Source organism: Halobacillus sp. 12SKB (genome assembly GCF_052941655.1).
The window spans coordinates 3,223,041-3,242,158 of the sequence record NZ_JBRFWR010000001.1; the positions used below are offsets into that span (position 1 = coordinate 3,223,041).

The window sequence follows — 19,118 nt, forward strand, 5'->3', positions numbered from 1 at the left end:
CTCTCCTAGGAAATAAAGTTAATCAAATGCAGGATCGGTAGAATAAAGATCAAACTGTCAAATCGATCTAATACTCCCCCGTGCCCAGGAAGGATTTTGCCGGAATCTTTGACCGCATAATGTCGCTTGAAAGCTGATTCTACCAGATCCCCGATCTGTCCTGCCATGGATACAAGTACAGTGACCAGCAACACAATAATTAAGGAATGCTCAAGAGGATAAATCAACTGGAAAATGAGAGCGACGACACAAGCGAGAATAATTCCTCCGACGGATCCTTCAATTGTTTTCTTCGGACTGATCTGCGGCCAAAGTTTGTGTTTGCCTAATGCACGCCCGAACAGGTATGCGCCTGTGTCAGTCGCCCATACGACAAATAGTGCAAAGAAAATATATTCCAGACCTTCTTCTCTTGTTTCCATCAAATAATTAAATCCCATTCCAATATAGATGGCTGATAATAAAAGAAACCCAGCATCATCAAAAGTGAAACGGTTTTTGACAAGCACCGTGTAGCTTAACAATACGAGGACCGCGAGCAGTGTAATCTCGGATTTTGTGATGATGTCCCCTGAAGTGATCGATTCATCGAATACCTCATACGGAAACATCAAGGCCCACATAAGAAGTAAGCCGAGTCCGGATGCTACTGAATATCGAGCAATTTTTTTCATACGTACTAATTCAAGCAGGGCGATACTTGCAATGATGTACACAAAAGCCTTAAAAGGCCATCCTCCCAACATGACGATCGGAAGAAATATGAGTGCTGCAACGATGGCTGTAATTGTTCTTTGTTTCATAAGTCTTTTTCACACCTTATACTCCGCCGAAACGACGTTTACGATTTTGGAAGTCATAAAGAGCTTTTTCAAAATGACTTTCATCAAAGTCCGGCCAATACACTTCTGTAAACCAGAATTCAGCGTAGGCCAGCTGCCACAATAAGAAGTTCGACAACCTTTGTTCTCCACTTGTCCGGATAAGCAGATCAGGTTCAATCAACTCTGAGGTGTACAATTCTTGAGAGAACATGGATTCATCAATAGCTGAAATATCCACCTCTCCTTTTTGTACTTTAGAAGCAATTTGCTTGACTGCATGGACCATTTCAAAACGACTTCCATAGTTTAACGCGAAATTGAGGATGAGCCCATCATTGTCCTTCGTTTTTTCCATCGCTTCTTTGACAGCCTTTTGAGTATGTGCCGGCAGGACGTCAAAATCACCGATGGTCCGGACTTGGACATTTCGCTCGATCAGTTCAGGCAAATATGTACTTAGAAAATCGACAGGAAGCTTCATAAGGAAGTCTACCTCATTTTTCGGGCGTTTCCAATTTTCCGTAGAAAAAGCATAAAGGGTTAGAACCTTCACACCGACATCGGAAGCATATCGAACGATTCTCTTCACGACGCCCATGCCCTCTTTATGACCGGCAATCCGAGGCATACCTCTATTCTTCGCCCATCTTCCATTTCCGTCCATAATGATCGCCACATGTTGGGGAATGTGGTTTTCTTCAAGGCCTAATGGCTCGGTGCGGGGCTGCTTTTTATCTTTTTTGAATGGAAACTTGATAGGCATGTTCAATCCTCCAGTCCAATTGTTCCATCTATTTATTATATACTAAATCCAATAAAAATGCCGAATCCCTAAAAAGCGGGTAGACATAACAAGACTCAAGGAGCACACATGTCACCACAGAACGCTTAACCTTATGTCGCATGAGTCGGATGTCAACCCCTAAGGGAATTCAGTTATCAATCAAGTGTTTCATTTCATAGACTAAAATAAAAGCCGCGCTGCCAAACATCTACAGCGCGGCTTGATACACCTTAAGGCATATAGAATTGGAGAATCAAACTTCCATGATTTCCTCTTCTTTTGTTTTTGCAAGTTGATCGATTTTCTCAACGTGCTGGTCTGTAACCTTTTGAACGTCATCCTGATAAGAACGAAGATCATCTTCGGTAAGCTCTCCATCTTTTTCAAGCTTCTTCAGACGGTCGTTGGAATCACGGCGAATGTTACGGATTTGTACCTTCGCTTCTTCTGAATACTTCCCTACAACTTTAGCAAGGTCTTTACGACGTTCTTCTGTCAGTGCAGGAATGTTGATTCGAACAACATTACCGTCACTAGAAGGAGACAAGCCAAGGTCCGCTTTTTGAATCGCTTTTTCAATTTCTGCAATCGCACTCTTGTCATAAGGTGTAATGACAAGCAAGCGTGGTTCTGGAGCAGAGACTTGTGCCAGCTGATTAAGTGGAGTCGCTGCTCCATAGTAATCCACATACACGTTATCCAGGATTGAAGGATTCGCACGACCCGCGCGAACCGTTGCAAGCTGACGAGAGAAAGCTTGGGTAGCTTGTTCCATTTGTTGCTTCGTTTCATTAATTACAGCATCAGACATGATTATTTCCCCCTCACAATTGTTCCAATATTTTCGCCCATTACGGCTTTCTTGATGTTTCCGTCCTCTGTTATTGAGAATACCAATAAATCGATATCGTTGTCCATACATAATGATGAAGCTGTAGAATCCATGACACCAAGACCCTCATTCAATACGTCCATGTAAGAGAGCTGATCGTATTTCACAGCATCTTCATTAACTTTAGGGTCGTCCGTGTACACGCCATCTACATTGTTCTTCGCCATTAAAATCACATCCGCTTCCACTTCTGCGGCTCTTAAAGCAGCTGTCGTGTCAGTAGAGAAGTATGGGTTCCCTGTTCCAGCCGCAAAAATGACGACGCGTTTCTTTTCTAGATGACGGATCGCTTTTCTGCGGATATAAGGTTCCGCGACTTGTCTCATTTCAATGGAAGTTTGGACACGGGTCGGAATCCCTAAGTTTTCCAGACTATCCTGAAGAGCAAGGGAGTTCATGACCGTTGCCAGCATTCCCATATAATCAGCGTTTGCACGATCCATTCCCATCTCGGCTCCTACTTTACCACGCCAGATGTTTCCACCTCCGACGACGACAGCGACCTCCACACCGAGTTCAGCCACTTCTTTGACCTGACGGGAGACTGATTTAATAATGCTGGGTTCTAGCCCGAACCCTGCTTCTCCACTTAAAGCCTCTCCACTTAGTTTTAATACGATACGACGATAGCGAGCAGTAGTCATAGTTACCTCCCGTGTTTTAACTGTATTCCTCTACATTTCCTTGCATCATCTGCAAATATGTAGCATGTTTGAAAATAGGGAACACCGGCAGTGTCCCCTATTTTTCATGTTCATTATTTTTTAACTTGGTTCATAACTTCATCCGCGAAGTTTTCTTCGCGTTTTTCCATTCCTTCACCAACTTCGAAGCGATCGAAACCAGTGATTTGACCACCAGTAGATGCTACGAATTGTTTGACTTTCTGGTCTGGATCTTTAACGAAGCTTTGGTCAAGCAGGCAGATTTCTTCGAAGAACTTGTTCAAACGGCCTTCGACCATTTTCTCAACGATGTTTTCAGGCTTGCCTTCGTTCATCGCTTGAGTTTTAAGCATTTCACGCTCTTTGTCTGCTTCTTCAGCTGGAATTTCGTCACGGGAAACGTAACGAGGGTTTACAGCGGCTACGTGCATAGCAACGTCTTTAGCTGCAGACTCATCTGTAGAGCCTTCAAGGACAGTCAACACACCGATGTTTCCGCCCATGTGAAGGTAAGCACCGAATGCATCGTTATCTGTCTTTTCTTTAATTACAAAACGACGAAGGGAAATCTTCTCACCGATTTTCGCAACGCGCTCTGTAATATAGCTGCTAAGGACTTCTCCATCACCGTGAAGCTTCTGCTCTAGAGCTTCTTCAACTGTTGCAGGCTTCTGAGAAAGCAAGTGCTGACCAAGATCTTTAAGCAAGTCTTTGAACTGATCGTTCTTTGTAACGAAGTCTGTTTCACAGTTCACTTCGAAAAGTACAGCTGTGTTACCGGAGATTTCGATTGCAGCAGAACCTTCTGCAGCAATACGGTCAGCTTTTTTAGCTGCCTTGGAAATTCCTTTCTCACGCAACCATTCCATTGCTTTGTCCATGTCACCATCAGTTTCAGTGAGTGCTTTCTTACAGTCCATCATTCCAGCACCCGTTTTTTCACGAAGTTCTTTTACCATTTTAGCGTTTACAGCCATTGTAAAGCCTCCTTATTAGTTGCATATAAGTATAGCTCTTGCGTTTATGGACGCTTGAGCTGTTACGGATTCTTTAAAAAAGGTGATAAAGGTATACCCCCTTATCACCTTTTGACCCTTCTTACTCTTGAGCAGCTTCTACAGCAGCTTCAGTTTCTTCCGTTGTTTCTGTTTCTTCCCCTTGTTTCGCTTCAAGGACAGCGTCTGCCATCTTAGAAGTCAACAATTTAACGGCACGGATTGCATCATCGTTCGCTGGGATGACATAATCGATTTCGTCTGGGTCACAGTTAGTATCAACGATACCTACAACTGGAATATTCAATTTGTGAGCTTCAGCAATCGCGATACGCTCTTTACGAGGGTCGATCACGAACATTGCGTCCGGAAGGCTCTTCATTTCTTTAATACCGCCTAGGAATTTAACAAGACGATCTTTTTCTTTAAGCATATCGACGACTTCTTTTTTAGGAAGTACATCGAACGTACCGTCTTCTTCCATGCGCTCAATGTCTTTAAGACGGTTGATACGCTTGCGGATTGTTTCAAAGTTTGTCAGGGTACCGCCCAACCAACGTTGGTTGATGTAGTACATGCCACAACGAGTCGCCTCATCGCGAACTGTATCCTGCGCTTGTTTTTTAGTACCTACGAAAAGAATGTTACCGCCGTCAGCAGCGACCTCTTTTACATAGTTGAATGCTTCATCAACTTTCTTGACCGTTTTTTGTAGGTCGATGATGTAGATCCCGTTACGCTCCGTGAAGATGTATTTTTTCATCTTTGGATTCCAGCGACGGGTTTGGTGTCCAAAGTGAACACCAGCTTCAAGTAGCTGTTTCATAGAAATTACAGACATGATAGTTCCTCCTGTTTGGTTTTTTTAGTATCCTCCGCCTCTTTCATCTTCTCTAGTGAACTCTAAAAAAAGAGCAACCTCACTTGAGAATCCAAAGGCGTGCGTATTGACACCGTCAGTAAATATATCATAACACACGGAGCCATTCAAGTTTTTTTCATAGGTTTTTGATGAAATTTGAAGAGTAATTCGATTTCTGTCTTTCCTTTATCCATTTTCTTCGCAATTTCCTCTATACTATAACCTTTTTCCTTCAATTCAAATACCTGTGAATAAAAAGACGGCTGATAGCTTTCTTTCTCATTCAGCTCAGGCGGAGTGTAGGTAGGGGAAGCCTCATTCGCGATCACTTCCCTTTCCGTGTGGCTGCTTTCTGCTTCATTTCTGTCTTCTACGTTAACATTATGAAAACCAGAATGGTGACTATTTTTCATGACGAGTCTTTCCATTCGTTTATTTTCTTCTTTAATTTCCATTAAATACGAGCTGAAAAGATCTTCGATTTCTGATGCCACTTGTTTTTGCCTAAGTTCTAGTTCTTCTGTTCTGCGTACCTTTTTCATCATGATAAACAGTGCAAAAAGCAGTACACCGTCAATGATAAAGCTGAAAATCAATAAAAACACTGTCATTTCTATCCTCACCATTCGTTTCAGGTCCTATTTCTATTCATTGTCTGTAACTCTCCCTACTGAAACCATCATTCAATCCTGGTCCAAAAAATGCATAAACACCACTGTAACCTTTACGGCAGGGGAGTGGTCCCTGCTAATCCGATAACCGTAAAAGCATATAATGGTCCGGTCTTTTTATGTAGTAGGGAGTTGAACCGTGCCGCTTCCTTATCCTTCATCTCATGCCGCCTATGCGGTTACAATTTCACTCAGAGCCCCTTTCAGCTTATAGATCGCTTTTGCATGGATTTGTGAGATCCTCGAGGTAGTCAAATCTAAAACCTGACCGATCTCTGTTAAGGTCAGCTCTTCATGATAGAAAAGACTGATGACAAGTTGTTCCTTTTCGTTCAGTTGTTCGATCTCTCTGGCTAATTCTTCATAGTTCTCCTTTTTGATCACCGATTCCGACGGGGTGAATGTTCGATCATCCGGAATCGAATACCCTATTCCTTCTTTATGATCGTCACTTCCATCATTCGTTTTTTCTTCCATTGAGAGCACATTGGCAAAGAGAGAATCCTTGATCGTCTCCTCTACCTCTTCTGGAGATATCTCTAGAGCTTCGGCAATTTCATTAGAACTTACCGGACGCTGCAATTCCTGCTCAAGCTTCTCAGTCATCTGTTCGATCTTCTTAGATCGGTCTCTTACTGATCTCGGAAGCCAGTCTTCTTTCCGCAAGCCATCCATGATCGATCCTCTGATACGAAAGGAGGCATATGTATCAAATTTCAAATCCCTTGTTCGGTCAAATTTTTTCAGTGCATCATAAAGACCCAGCATTCCTAAACTTCTCACATCATCTTTGCTTACACTCTTCGGTAAATGAGCGGAGATCCGCTGGACATGGTAGCTCACTAAATAGTCGTACTGCTGAACCAATTGATTTGCGGCTTCTTCGTCCTGCTCTTGTGTCCAAAGATTCCACCACTGTTGTTCTTGAGGAGATAAACAGCTGGCCATTCCAATCCTCCCTGTCCTTTAAGTTGGATATTGTTACTAAACCCTTTACTTATCTTCATTCAATAATTCCCGAACCATTTTCGATGTTTCTTCTGCATCCATATCCGCAGATGGTGCTGATTGAGCCCAGTTACGATTATCTTCTTCTGTATCAACAGGCGCTGCCGCAAAACTCCAAAGACTCCGAAACACGAAAGAAAGTCCAAAGAAACTAAAAAACCCTATAGTTCCCCTGTAGATCGCTGTATCAAAAGTAGTCACTTGAGTGCTGATCAAAAATATGAATAAAAAACCAAAGACAGCTGTCCATAAATTCCACAGAAGTGTCCCATTCATCAAATCACACTTTCCCCTAGGTTGACTTTTCTTATATGCAATTCCGCCGTTTCAGGGTGGAATTCAATCGTACGTCCACTCTTCCCGCCGACATCTTCTGCCAGAATCGGTATATGAAGAGATTGAAGGTTCTCTTTCACTGCCTCCACGTTTCTCGGGCCTATGCGCATCATGTCATTAGAAGAAGTAAATTGAAACATTTGTGCTCCACCTGCCAGTTTCGCTTTTAAACGGTAGGAAGAGGCACCGGCACTTTTGAGGGCTGCTAACAGATCTTCTATCGCTGTATCTGCGTATTTCGCTCTTTTCAGCCCCTGCTTTTTCGCAAGGGCTGCTTCAGGAAGCATAATATGTGCCATCCCCGCCAAATTTTTCACTTCATCATAAAGGACAATTCCGACACAGGACCCAAGCCCTGAAGTCCGGATTAAATCCGGGGAATGAACAATTCCCATGTCTCCGATACCAATTCTCAAAACTTTTCCTTCCTTAATCATCTGCACGCACTCCTAAGGAAGAAAATATCTTCTGATAAGAGGGAGGATCGGGGAAAAGAAAGAAATGACCTTCTAAAAATTCATCTTCCCCTCCTTCTCCATCTATAAGAGAAGTTTTGATGACAATGGCTGCATCACTCACTTGTGAGAGTTCAATTAAACCCATGCTTAAAATAGCCCCTACCATGTCTTGAGATATCAATGGAACCGTTGATTGAAGGTCCAATTCCGTGAAATCGCAAAGGGCGGTAAGGTATGCACCTGACAGGATATTGCCTAATTCCTGCAAAGCAGACATTGCCATTTCAGCATCATCTTTAAGCCCTTCAGAAGCATTTGTCATAAGCTTTACGAAGTGATGCGCTTGAGAAGGAGGCATGATGAAGAACATCGTGCCCGGCGCCTCTCCTTCCATTCTTTGAAAAATACTGACGACTTCTTTATCTGCTCCACCTGCGAGATCCATCACTTGATCAAAGTCCACCACTTCTACACCAGGAACGTGCATGTCTATTTTCTTTTGAAGCAGTTTGGATAGAGAGGTTGCCGCATGACCCGATCCTATATTACCGATTTCTTTCAAAACGTCCAATTGAAGAGGACCAAATTCTTCCGTGAAATCCTTGGAATTAGACATAAAGCTCATTCAATTCATGAACGTCATCTTTAGCAAGAACTTTTTCCAAATTCAACAAAATGAACAATCGATGATCCATTTTGGATACCCCTTGGATATACTCCGCTTCCACCGTACCTACCACCTCTGGTGGGGGTTCAATGCTTTCTTCATCAAGGTCCAGGACATCGTTTGCGGCATCCACAATCAAACCCACATTCATTCCATGGATTTTTACTGTGATGATTCTTGTCGCATCGGAGTCGTTCACTTCTTCAATCCCGAACCTTTCTCTCAAGTCGATAACTGGTGTGACGACACCCCTTAAGTTCAGAACGCCTTTCACAAATGGTTTTGTACCTGGGACACGGGTAATCGGCATCAAACGCTCAATGGAACCTACGAGATCTACAGGTACCGTGTATTCTTCGTCATTGATTTGAAACACGATCACTTTCAATTCTTTCTTCTCTTCGGCCATCATTCTATTCCCTCCTTTGTTACTTGATTAAAGCATTACTGTCGAGGATTAACGCGACTTGTCCATCTCCTAAAATGGTCGCTCCGGATATAGCGAAAGCGCCGGATAAGTAATCACCGAGAGACTTCAAGACGACCTCTTGCTGCCCGATGAAAGAATTGACGACGAGAGCGGCCGTCTTTTCTCCTTTTTTAACGATAACGACAGAGTAGTAATCCTCTTCTGGTACTCCCTCCGGTACCTGCAGCACATCTTTCAAAAAGACGAGAGGAACGACTTTCCCTCGGAAGTCGATGACTTTTTTATTATGGGCGTGCATGATTTCTTCTTTTTTCACAATAGCGGTTTCTATAATTGATGAAAGAGGGACAGCATATTTTTCTTTTTGAACTTCCACGAGCATGACGGATATGATGGAAAGAGTAAGTGGCAGCTGGATAGAGAATACACTCCCCTCACCGGGCACTGAATCAACAGAGATGTTCCCGCCAAGGGACTCGATCGTGCTTTTCACGACATCCAGACCTACTCCTCTACCAGATACATCAGAAATGGTGTCAGCCGTGGAAAAACCGCTTTCCATAATCAAATCGTACACTTGAGAGTCGGTCATTGTCGCTGCTTGTTCTTCTGTGACCACATGATTGCTCACCGCTTTTTGTACGACCTTGTCCCGGGCTATGCCGCCGCCATCATCAGAGATTTCAATAAAAACATGATTTCCACTGTGGTACGCTTTCAGCTCAAGCTTTCCAGTGGCAGCCTTTCCTTTGGCTTCTCTTTCTGCCGGCCCCTCAATACCATGATCGATCGCATTCCGAATAAGGTGGACAAGTGGATCACCAATTTCATCAATGACGGTACGATCCAGTTCTGTGTCTGCCCCGACCACACTCAAAACGATTTTCTTACTCAAATCTTTGGAGAGTTGGCGTACCATTCTAGGAAAGCGATTGAATACTTGCTCGACGGGTACCATACGCATGTTCAGGATGATGCTTTGCAAGTCCCCCGAAATTCTTGTCATTCGTTCGACCGTTTCACGGAGTTCATTATGCTTCAGGTCATCCGATATTTGTTCAAGACGGCCCCTGTCAATCACAAGCTCCTCAAACAAGTTCATCAGAGCATCTAGTCGATCAATGTTGATGCGAATGGTTTTGCTCCCTACCTGCTTTCCTTCTTTCTCGTCTTTTTGAACCGGCTGTTTTTCTGATGCAGCCACTTCTTTTTGTGTAGGCTTCGGTCCCTCATTGTTCTCTTCAGAATTCTGATAGACAGAGACTTGCACATTTTCAACCTCGGATACTTTTTTGATTTGACTTTCTATGTCTTCTGCTGAATCTTCGGTAACCAATAAAACATGGAAAGTGGTTTCAAATTCTTCGTTTTCCAATGCTTCTACAGAAGGGGAAGACTTGATAACATCTCCTGCCTGCTCTAAGATTTCAAAAACCATATAGACACGTGCAGCTTTCAATAGACAATCTTCTCTTAATGAGACTTCAATCTGGTAATTGTTTTTTCCTAGTTCATTAGATTGTTCCAAGGCTGCTTTTGTATATTCATCAACGGAAAGCAAAGGGGTGGTTACAGTTTTCTGTGGTGCGGCCGCCACCGAAGCAACGGGTGTACCTCCCCCACCGTTTTCAATATTCTTCAAAAGTTCGACGACCCTCTCTACATTTCTTTCTCCCGAGCCGCCTTCCGCAATATCGATGACCATCGCCTCCAGGTCATCAACAGAATCAAAAACGACATCCAAAATGCCTTCATCCACCGAAACTTTTTCATTACGTACAGCATCGAGGACATTTTCCATTTTGTGTGTCAAATTGGAAAGGTCTTGATACCCCATCGTTGCTGACATCCCTTTTAATGTATGGGCCGACCTGAAGATTTCATTGACGATAGAAAGGTCTTGAGGGTTCTTTTCCAAATGTAACAGCTGGTCGTTGATGGATTGCAAGTGCTCTTTACTCTCATCAATAAAAACTTCCAAGTACTGGCTGGTTTCCATAGCACTACCTCCTTTGAATTTGAAGAGATTCTATAATACTACGACTAATTTCATTTAATTTCCGAACGTCATCGGCAAGACCTGACTTAACGATTGCCTTTGGCATTCCGTAAACGACGCAGGTACTTTCATCTTCTGCAATCGTGTAGACCGCCCTCCCATACTCCTTCATGGCAAGGATGCCTTCCAAACCATCAGACCCCATTCCTGTCATAATGACAGAAGTGGTGGAGATCCCTGGTAGCTTTGCAATCGAAGAAAACATCACATTTACTGAAGGCCTGTGGCCATTTCGAGGACTGGATTCGTTCAGATGAATAACAAGACGTTCGTTATGCTTTACAACTTCCATGTGATAGCCACCGGGGGCGATATAGGCAGCGCCCTTATGTATTTCCTCCATATGTTCGGCTTCCTTCACTGAAATTTCAGACAGCCGATTGAGACGTAAAGCCAAAGATTTCGTAAAACCTTTCGGCATGTGTTGAACGACTAAAATTGGAGCGGGGAGATTGCCCGGAAGAGAAGTCAAGACTTCCTGCAGCGCTCTAGGCCCCCCGGTGGAGGTGCCGATTGCAATCAGCTGCCCTTCCTCTATCTGATTGTCAGGGAGACGAACTTTTACACTGGATCTTTTTAATGGAGGGTTCACCCTGGCTTGCCCGGCAATCAGAACTTTATGAACGACATCTTTGTCTACCTTTTCCATATCAAGAGATATAGAGCCGGATGGCTTTTGAATGAAGTCCACTGCTCCAAGACTCATGGCTTTCATCGTGCTTTCCGCTCCCTCTTGCGTCAAACTGGACACCATCACAACAGGGAGAGGGGAATTTCCCATGATCTTCTCTAATGCCTCTAATCCATCCATCACCGGCATTTCTATATCCATCGTTACGACATCAGGCCGTAAGATCTCCAGCTTATCCAGGCAGTCTTTTCCGTTCCTCGCCGTGCCAACCACCTGAATCCGATAGTCTTTTTCTAATATATCTGTCAAAATACGCCTCATAAAGGCAGAATCATCGACAATTAATACCCTAATCTGTTTCATCTCTCTACCTCTCAAAAACAAATCTCTTTAATTTATCTACGAACGAAAAGGCGGACGCCTGGGCATGACTCTCATTCAAATAACCATGTACCAACTCCTCAAGGGAGCGACTCACTTTACTTTTAGGACTGTCTATTACAAACGGCTGCTGTTTATTGACGGCTTCAAGTACTGACCTGTCATCAGGTAAAATACCTAATAAATCTACTTCTGAATCTAAGAATTTCTTGACCACAAGCGACATTCGCTCGAAAGTAGCCCTGCCATTCTTCTCATTAAGCGAACGGTTCACAAGGATTTTTATCGGCAGACTTTTGTCTTTATGTACGAGATGCTTGATCATTGCGTAACCGTCCGTAATTGAAGTTGGTTCAGGAGTAGTGACTACGATCGCCTCATGGGCTGAGCTGATAAAATGCAAGCTGTCTTGAGTGGCTCCGGCGCCCATGTCGAAGAGGATAAAATCGAATGACTGAGTCAGTTGTTCAAACTCGCTTTGAAAATAGGCAAACTTTTCTTGATCAAGTTCAAATATGTGAGAAAGCCCCGAACCACCAGCAATATATGATAAGGATCTTGGTCCTAGTTCAATAATATCATGAATCGACAGTTCTTCCCGAAATAAGTCGACAAATGTCCTTTTTGGTGATCTCCCCATTAAAATATCAATGTTTCCCATGCCGATATCCAAATCAAAGATCAAAACCTTCTTGCCTTCTTTGATAAGCTGCAGTGCGAAGTTGATGCAGAAATTCGACTTCCCCACCCCACCTTTTCCACTGGCAATGGCTATGGTTTTAACCTGTCGTTTCCCTTCCATTTTCTGCATTCTCCTGCGAAGGATTTCAGCTTGATCGTTCATCTGCAAACCCCTCCGTTACTTCTCTGGCAAGACCCATGGCCGAGGCTGTTTTAATGTCGTCTGGTACATTTTGGCCATGTGTTAAATAAGCGACTCCTATACCATGTGTAAGGACCATGTTTACAGCATTGCCCTTCCTTGCAGTTTCATCGGCTTTGGTGAAAATCAACTGATGGATGGGTATTTCTTTAAATTGTTCTACAATCTCATTCATGTCGGTATATTTACTTGTCAATCCTAGGACGAGAAAGTTTTCCGAGCTCTCATCAAAATCAATCACCTTTTGAAGTTCGCTGATGAAGGCCGAATCTCTGAAATTCCTTCCTGCCGTATCGACAAGGACGAGGTCGAAATCCTGGAATCGTTCCTTCGCCCTTTTGTAATCCTCCATGCTATAAGCAACCTCAAGAGGGATATTCAAAATTTCAGCGTAAGTCTTCAGCTGGTCTATGGCGGCAATCCGATAAGTATCTGTTGTAATAAAGCCTACGTTCAGCTGATGATTTAAAGCGGCATCCGCCGCAAGTTTTGCTAGCGTAGTCGTCTTCCCTACACCCGTCGGTCCCACTAAATGGATAAATTTCTTATCAAAAACTGGTTTCCCAAACTTCTTTTGTTTCATAGATTCATAAAGTTCCAGTCTCAGGTGGTTCTTAAGCTCCGTAAAATCTTCAAAGCTGATTTCCTTTTCTAATAGACGTTCAATCACGTTCCCCGCGACATCTTCCGCCACTTCCTGACCTAAGAGGAACTGATAGGCCCTTTCTAGATCTTCAGGATAGGCTTGTTTACGAGTTTGGATTAAGGACCTTAGCTGTTTTAATTCCTCCATAATCTCATAATTTGGGTTGTTTCGCGTTACAGGTTCTTCGTTCTTCTCCATGATTTTCGTCGCCTCAGGTGGCCTCTGTTGGTGCTCATCAGAAGGGTCAATGGCAGCAATAACTTCTGTAATCTCTTTTTTGAACAACCCTAGAAATCCACCCGATTTTTTCACTTTGGAATTAAGGATCACAGCATCTGTCCCCAATTCGGTTCTCACTTTTTTCATGGCTTCCGGCATTGTCGGTGCTTGGAACTTTTTTACTCTCATGCTACATTCACCACCCCTACACTCTGGACTTCGACCGTTGGATCTAATTCGTTATAAGACAATACAACCACTTGTGGCAGGAAACGATCGAGAAGTTGTTTCACATACATCCGTACGGCTGGTGAGCATAGAAGAATGGCCGTCTCTTCTTGTAAGGACATTTGTTCGACTTGTTCTGCAATGGCTGTAATTATAGTCTGCTGGCTTTCAGGGTCAAGGGCTAAATAACTACCATGCTCTGTCTGCTGTATATGATCGGCCATGATTTTTTCAACTTTTCCAGAAACAGTAATGACTTTTACTAATTGATTGTCTTTTTTGTACTGATTTGTAATTTGTGCAGACAATGCTTGTCTCGCATATTCAGCTAACAGCTCTGTATCATTGGTCATTTTGGCAAAATCAGCGAGCGTTTCGAAAATGACAGGCAGGTTTTTCACAGATACATTCTCCCGCAGTAATTTTGCAAGTACTTTTTGTACATCTCCGACACGAAGCGGATCTGGCGTCACTTCTTCTACAAGAATTGGATAAGATTCTTTTAAGTGGTCGATGAGCTGCTGTGTTTCCTGTCTTCCGAGCAGGGCATGAGCCTGCTGTTTAATGACCTCGGTAATATGTGTCGATACGACAGATGGGGGATCCACAACCGTATAACCGGATAGTTCTGCTTCATCTTTCTGATCTTCGGTGATCCATTTTGCCGGAAGACCAAAGGCAGGTTCCTGCGTATCAATACCGTCGATACCATCATCATCTCCTGGACTCATCGCTAAATAATGGTCCAATAAAAGCTCTCCTTGAGCCACTTCGTTTCCTTTCACTTTAAGGCGGTATTCATTAGGATTGAGCTGTATATTGTCTCTGATCCTTACTACGGGGATGACGATTCCAAGTTCAATCGCCAGCTGCCTCCGGATCATGACGATTCGGTCCAGGAGGTCTCCTCCCTGGTTCGTATCCGCAATCGGGATCAAGGCATATCCGAATTCAAACTCAATCGGGTCCATGCTGATCAAGTTCACTACGCTTTCTGGCGATTTCATTTGATCACCTTCCGCTTCATCCATCTCTTCCGGCTCATCGAATTCCGGCTCATTATCTTGGCGGGATAACCAATAACCCCCGAAAGCCAAAACAGCCGCAATCAGAGTGGTCAGAAAGAATGGAATTGGAGTCAAACCGAGCAGGAAGATGGTTGCTGCAGCAATGTAAAGCAACTTCGGATACCGAAGCAACTGACTGGTGACATCTGAACTCAAATTCCCTTCAGAGGCCACTCTCGTGACGACAATACCTGTCGCTGTCGATATGAGCAGGGCAGGAATCTGACTGACAAGCCCGTCTCCCACCGTCAGACGCATGTAGGTATCAATCGCTTCGCCGAAAGACATCCCCATCTGAACCATACCGATGATCAAACCAAAGATGATGTTAATAAGTACAATGATGATTCCAGCTATGGCATCTCCTTTAACGAATTTACTCGCCCCGTCCATCGCTCCATAGAAATCGGCTTCATTTTCAATTTTCGCCCTGCGTTCTTTTGCTTGGTGTTCATTGATCATTCCTGCATTAAGGTCTGCATCAATGCTCATCTGTTTCCCTGGCATCGCGTCCAATGTGAAACGTGCGGCAACTTCAGATACCCTCTCGGCACCTTTTGTGATGACGAGAAATTGAATAATGACCAAAATGACAAATACTACAAATCCGACAAGGGGGTTGCCGCCAATGACAAACGTTCCAAATGTCGCAATGACACCACCGGCTTCCGCTTCTGAGAGAATGGAACGAGTGGTTGAAACGTTCAACCCAAGGCGGAATAAAGTTAGTAATAGTAACAAAGTCGGGAAGACGGCAAACTGCAATGCCTCATCCATGTTCATAGACACAAGGATGACAATAAGGGCAAGGGTAATATTGATCAGTATGAAAAAGCTAAGGAGCCACCCCGGCAATGGTATGACAAGCATGACGATTATTAAAATCACGCCGATAAGTACAGATAGATCTCTTGCTGACATAAGGGTTTACTCCTTTCTTACATTTTTCTTTCTAATTGATAGACATAAGCCAATACTTCAGCCACAGCTTTATAAAACTGCTCATCAATCGGCTGATCGATTTCGGAATGCTGGTACAGGGCTCTTGCCAACGGTCTGTTTTCTACGGTGACCACATCGTTTGATTTGGCCACTTCCTTGATTTTCAGTGCAATAAAATCCACACCCATCGCGACAACGTATGGAGCATCTGACTTCGCTTCATCATATTTGATGGCAATGGCGTAGTGAGTGGGGTTGGTAATGACAACATCCGCATCCGGAACCTCACTCATCATTCTCGCAGCAGACATCTGCCTCTGCTTTTCCTTGATTTTAGCTTTGATTTGAGGATCACCTTCCATGTTTTTATGTTCATCTTTGATGTCTTTTTTGGACATGCGGATATTTTTTTCATGGTCGTATTTTTGGTAGGTATAATCCAGGACGGATAAAATCAACAAAGCTAAGGCTGACGCCAGCCCCATAATGGTCGTAATCGTACCGAAGAATGACAGCGCATCTTCCACCGATTTTTGTGACATCATCATCATTTGGTCTTTGTTGACCCATATGATGGCAAATGTGATGACACCGACCATACTGATTTTCAAGAGCGATTTCAGGAGTTCGACCAATGCTCTAGCTGAGAAAATCCTTTTTGCCCCTTTGATGGGGTCCAATTTCTTTAGATCCATTTTCAAGGGTTCTCCTGTAAACATGACACCGACTTGAAGGAGATTCGAAGCAATCCCAGCAACGACCGCTACTCCCATGACCGGCGCGATGATTTTTGATATTTCCATCGTCATTTCTACAAACATGGCATGAGTCTGTTCTTGAGAAAGGTCTTTATGTATGTACTCATTGAAGGCCACTTTGTACAATCCCTTGAGTGTCCCCTTCATATAATCACCGAGGAGGAAAAGCGTTCCGAATATGAGAATCAGCAAAAATCCCGTATTTACATCCTGACTTTTCGGGACCTGTCCTTTTTTTCTCGTATCTTCACGTTTCTTCGGAGTCGCTTTCTCTGTTTTTTCATCCGCAGCAAAATACTGGAGATCAAGCTTTAACCAAACCATTTTCTTCAACCTCCAAATACATGCATAAGATCACGCATCGTTGTCAGCATCGTCTCAAATAGATTGCTTATGAGCATGACGTAAAAAGTCATTGCAATGACAAGCACAGACAAGGCAACAAATATTTTCAAAGGCAAACCAACGACAAAGACATTCAGCTGAGGGACGGTCCTCGCTATAATCCCAAGCGCGATATCCACTAAAAACAGGCACCCTACAATCGGTATGGCCATGAGAAAGGCGATGACGAACATTTGATTAAAAGATTGGATAACGAAAATGATCCAGTCTTCTTCTCTTAACGGCAAAAATTGATCGATTGCAATCAATTCATAACTGTAAAACACACCGTCAATCATCAAGTGATGACCATCAACCGCTAAGATAAATAAAAGGGTTATGATATATAAGTACTGACCAATCAATGGACTTTGAGCCCCAGTCTGAGGGTCAATCACGTTTGCAATGGCAAAACCCATCTGAAAATCTATAAAACCTCCAGCGATTTGTATCGCGGATAGAATGATGTATGCTAATAGACCGACACCGATCCCCACAGCCATTTCTTTGAACAATAAAAGAAAATACTCCCCGTCAATGATCAATTCAGGTGCGGGAACCGTGAAATACATGATAGCAGCTAAGAAAAAGCTGAACGCGACTTTATGTCTCGTCGGAACGGTCCGATATGAAAAAAGAGGCAACGTAACAAAGAAAGACGTCACCCTGACTAAAATAAGTAAAAACGCTGGCACATTGGCCCATTCTATTGTATCCAGCATATTATCCCACCAGGATATTTAAGTTGTTAAAAATATTGGCAGTGAATTCAACCATATTGGTAAGCATCCAAGGTCCAAAGACAATGAGACCAATCATAACCGCTACGATTTTCGGTATGAAGGCAAGTGTCTGTTCCTGAATTTGCGTTGTAGCCTGAAAAATACTGACAAGTAATCCGATGGCTAGCGCCAAAACCAATAATGGGCCCGAGATAAGGAGGACGGTATAAATGCCTTCTTTAGCAAACGAGATCACCATATTACTGTTCATTCTTTAAACCTCCGATCTTAGAAGCCTTCCAATAATGATTTTGATATTAAATACCAGCCATCCACCAAAACAAAGAGTAGAATTTTAAATGGCAGGGAGATCATGACCGGTGGCAGCATCATCATTCCCATGGACATAAGCACACTAGCGACAGCCATATCAATGACGAGAAACGGGACAAAGATCATGAACCCCATTTGAAATGCCGTTTTCAATTCACTGATGGCAAAGGCTGGGACAAGAGTCGTCAGCGGGACATCCTGGATGCTTTCAGGTGCTTCCAACCCTGAATAATTCATAAATAAAGCGAGATCTTTTTGTCTCGTATGTTTTCCCATGAATTCTTTCATAGGTTCACTCGCTTCCTCATAGGCTTCATCCAAAGTAATCTCTTCATTAAAGAGCGGTGTCAATGCTTGTTCGTTCACTTCCTGAAAAGTAGGAGCCATGATGAAGAAAGTGAGGAATAATGCTATACCGATGAGGACTTGATTGGGGGGCATGGATTGAGTAGCCAATGAAGTCCTGACAAAAGACAATACAATCAAAATTCTTGTGAAGCTCGTCATTAATATTAAAATACCCGGGGCCAGGGATAGAACCGTCAGCAGTAACAACAACTTGACCGAAGTTGCCACACTTTCCGGGTCGGAACTTGAGAAGATATCAATGAATTCATTCATGCTCCGAATCCCTCCTCTTCTCATCCATGATTTTCTTTCTTTTATCTTTCATATCATTCAATTGATTTTCAAACAGCTGTTGGAACTGTATGGAAGATTGACTCCCTGATTCTTGCTTGTCTTTCCATTTTTCTGTCCATTTTTTTATGTTCAATTGAGGAGGTGATCCTCCATTGTTATCTTGATTCAGCAACGTCTGCTTCGTCTCTTCTTCTGTGATTTCTGTAATGATCTGAACCGTTTCCCCCACTCCCAGAATGAAGACCTGCCTCCCAATACGAACGGCCTGGATAGAACGGTTCGGCCCCAGGTTCATTCCTCCGAGATTCTGCATCGTGCGGTTTTGGCTGAACATTTTATTTTTTTGGTTAAAGAATTTAAGCAGACCATATAAGAGAGCTACCACAAAAATCAATGCAAAGATCAACTTAACCACATTCCACACCAGACTGCCCCCGGCATCCATTTCTACTGAGGAATCTGATGTTTGCTGATCCTCTTCCTGCCCACCTTCAGATGAAGGACAACCCTCAAGTTGAGGGTTCTCCAAACATTCAAAGGCCGTGGGCTGCGCAAGCCCATGGACAGGAAATACACCCATCATTATGATGAACAGGATAACTGCAACTGTCACTCTTGTTGTATAAACCAT

The 19,118-nt window shown here is 43.3% G+C and carries 22 protein-coding genes; all 22 read right to left on the reverse strand.

Annotated elements, in window-relative coordinates; translation table 11 throughout:
* Positions 1–5: 5 nt before the first annotated feature.
* The 22 genes from ACQ4XT_RS16050 to ACQ4XT_RS16155 all read right to left on the reverse strand — a co-directional run bounded on the left by ACQ4XT_RS16050 (position 6) and on the right by ACQ4XT_RS16155 (position 19,100).
* A complete protein-coding gene (locus ACQ4XT_RS16050) occupies positions 6–803 on the reverse strand; it encodes a phosphatidate cytidylyltransferase (RefSeq protein WP_446854542.1) in 798 nt (265 codons plus the stop codon).
* 16 nt (positions 804–819) lie between these two features.
* Positions 820–1,587, reverse strand: a complete 768-nt coding sequence (gene uppS, locus ACQ4XT_RS16055) for an undecaprenyl pyrophosphate synthase (RefSeq protein ID WP_226589436.1) — start codon at positions 1,585–1,587, stop codon at positions 820–822.
* Between the two features lie 274 nt (positions 1,588–1,861).
* Complete coding sequence (gene frr / locus ACQ4XT_RS16060) at positions 1,862–2,419, reverse strand: ribosome recycling factor (protein ID WP_089652385.1); 558 nt, start codon at positions 2,417–2,419, stop codon at positions 1,862–1,864.
* A gap of 2 nt (positions 2,420–2,421) precedes the next feature.
* Complete coding sequence (pyrH, locus tag ACQ4XT_RS16065; protein ID WP_146816405.1) at positions 2,422–3,144, reverse strand: UMP kinase; 723 nt, start codon at positions 3,142–3,144, stop codon at positions 2,422–2,424.
* Positions 3,145–3,257: 113 nt separating this feature from the next.
* Complete coding sequence (tsf, locus tag ACQ4XT_RS16070) at positions 3,258–4,142, reverse strand: translation elongation factor Ts (RefSeq protein ID WP_146816407.1); 885 nt, start codon at positions 4,140–4,142, stop codon at positions 3,258–3,260.
* Positions 4,143–4,263: 121 nt separating this feature from the next.
* Positions 4,264–5,001, reverse strand: coding sequence for a 30S ribosomal protein S2 (gene rpsB, locus ACQ4XT_RS16075; RefSeq protein ID WP_074734064.1), 738 nt, complete (start codon positions 4,999–5,001; stop codon positions 4,264–4,266).
* A 146-nt stretch (positions 5,002–5,147) separates the two neighbouring features.
* Positions 5,148–5,633 (reverse strand): hypothetical protein, encoded by a 486-nt coding sequence (locus ACQ4XT_RS16080; RefSeq protein WP_446854543.1) that lies wholly within the window; start codon positions 5,631–5,633, stop codon positions 5,148–5,150.
* A 231-nt stretch (positions 5,634–5,864) separates the two neighbouring features.
* On the reverse strand, positions 5,865–6,641 hold the full coding sequence (gene sigD / locus ACQ4XT_RS16085) for an RNA polymerase sigma-28 factor SigD (protein ID WP_446854544.1): 777 nt from the start codon (positions 6,639–6,641) through the stop codon (positions 5,865–5,867).
* Positions 6,642–6,686: 45 nt separating this feature from the next.
* Complete coding sequence (locus ACQ4XT_RS16090) at positions 6,687–6,980, reverse strand: hypothetical protein (protein ID WP_446854545.1); 294 nt, start codon at positions 6,978–6,980, stop codon at positions 6,687–6,689.
* Positions 6,977–7,474 (reverse strand): chemotaxis protein CheD, encoded by a 498-nt coding sequence (locus ACQ4XT_RS16095; RefSeq protein WP_446854546.1) that lies wholly within the window; start codon positions 7,472–7,474, stop codon positions 6,977–6,979. Before ACQ4XT_RS16095 ends, ACQ4XT_RS16090 begins: the two co-directional genes overlap by 4 nt.
* Positions 7,467–8,111, reverse strand: coding sequence for a chemotaxis protein CheC (locus tag ACQ4XT_RS16100; protein ID WP_446854547.1), 645 nt, complete (start codon positions 8,109–8,111; stop codon positions 7,467–7,469). The genes ACQ4XT_RS16095 and ACQ4XT_RS16100 overlap by 8 nt, the downstream gene beginning before the upstream one ends.
* Positions 8,104–8,571 (reverse strand): chemotaxis protein CheW, encoded by a 468-nt coding sequence (locus ACQ4XT_RS16105; protein ID WP_446855710.1) that lies wholly within the window; start codon positions 8,569–8,571, stop codon positions 8,104–8,106. The genes ACQ4XT_RS16100 and ACQ4XT_RS16105 overlap by 8 nt, the downstream gene beginning before the upstream one ends.
* A 19-nt stretch (positions 8,572–8,590) precedes the next feature.
* Positions 8,591–10,591, reverse strand: a complete 2,001-nt coding sequence (locus tag ACQ4XT_RS16110) for a chemotaxis protein CheA (RefSeq protein ID WP_446854548.1) — start codon at positions 10,589–10,591, stop codon at positions 8,591–8,593.
* 4 nt (positions 10,592–10,595) lie between these two features.
* Positions 10,596–11,645 (reverse strand): protein-glutamate methylesterase/protein-glutamine glutaminase, encoded by a 1,050-nt coding sequence (locus tag ACQ4XT_RS16115; RefSeq protein WP_446854549.1) that lies wholly within the window; start codon positions 11,643–11,645, stop codon positions 10,596–10,598.
* Between the two features lie 4 nt (positions 11,646–11,649).
* Entirely contained in the window at positions 11,650–12,507 is an 858-nt protein-coding gene (locus tag ACQ4XT_RS16120; protein WP_446854550.1) for a MinD/ParA family protein, read from the reverse strand.
* A complete protein-coding gene (gene flhF, locus ACQ4XT_RS16125; RefSeq protein WP_446854551.1) occupies positions 12,491–13,600 on the reverse strand; it encodes a flagellar biosynthesis GTPase FlhF in 1,110 nt (369 codons plus the stop codon). Before flhF ends, ACQ4XT_RS16120 begins: the two co-directional genes overlap by 17 nt.
* The gene (flhA, locus tag ACQ4XT_RS16130; protein WP_446854552.1) at positions 13,597–15,627 is read right to left on the reverse strand and encodes a flagellar biosynthesis protein FlhA; all 2,031 of its coding nucleotides are present in this window, start codon (positions 15,625–15,627) and stop codon (positions 13,597–13,599) included. Before flhA ends, flhF begins: the two co-directional genes overlap by 4 nt.
* Before the next feature lie 17 nt (positions 15,628–15,644).
* Complete coding sequence (gene flhB / locus ACQ4XT_RS16135; RefSeq protein WP_446854553.1) at positions 15,645–16,730, reverse strand: flagellar biosynthesis protein FlhB; 1,086 nt, start codon at positions 16,728–16,730, stop codon at positions 15,645–15,647.
* 5 nt (positions 16,731–16,735) lie between these two features.
* Entirely contained in the window at positions 16,736–17,512 is a 777-nt protein-coding gene (gene fliR / locus ACQ4XT_RS16140; protein ID WP_446854554.1) for a flagellar biosynthetic protein FliR, read from the reverse strand.
* A gap of 1 nt (position 17,513) precedes the next feature.
* Positions 17,514–17,783 carry a flagellar biosynthesis protein FliQ gene (gene fliQ, locus ACQ4XT_RS16145; RefSeq protein WP_446854555.1) on the reverse strand — a complete coding sequence of 90 codons (270 nt, stop codon included), beginning with the start codon at positions 17,781–17,783 and terminating at the stop codon, positions 17,514–17,516.
* 17 nt (positions 17,784–17,800) lie between these two features.
* Positions 17,801–18,466: a flagellar type III secretion system pore protein FliP gene (gene fliP, locus ACQ4XT_RS16150; protein WP_089652404.1), complete on the reverse strand. Its 666-nt coding sequence runs from the start codon at positions 18,464–18,466 to the stop codon at positions 17,801–17,803.
* On the reverse strand, positions 18,459–19,100 hold the full coding sequence (locus ACQ4XT_RS16155) for a flagellar biosynthetic protein FliO (RefSeq protein ID WP_446854556.1): 642 nt from the start codon (positions 19,098–19,100) through the stop codon (positions 18,459–18,461). Before ACQ4XT_RS16155 ends, fliP begins: the two co-directional genes overlap by 8 nt.
* Between the last annotated feature and the right edge of the window lie 18 nt (positions 19,101–19,118).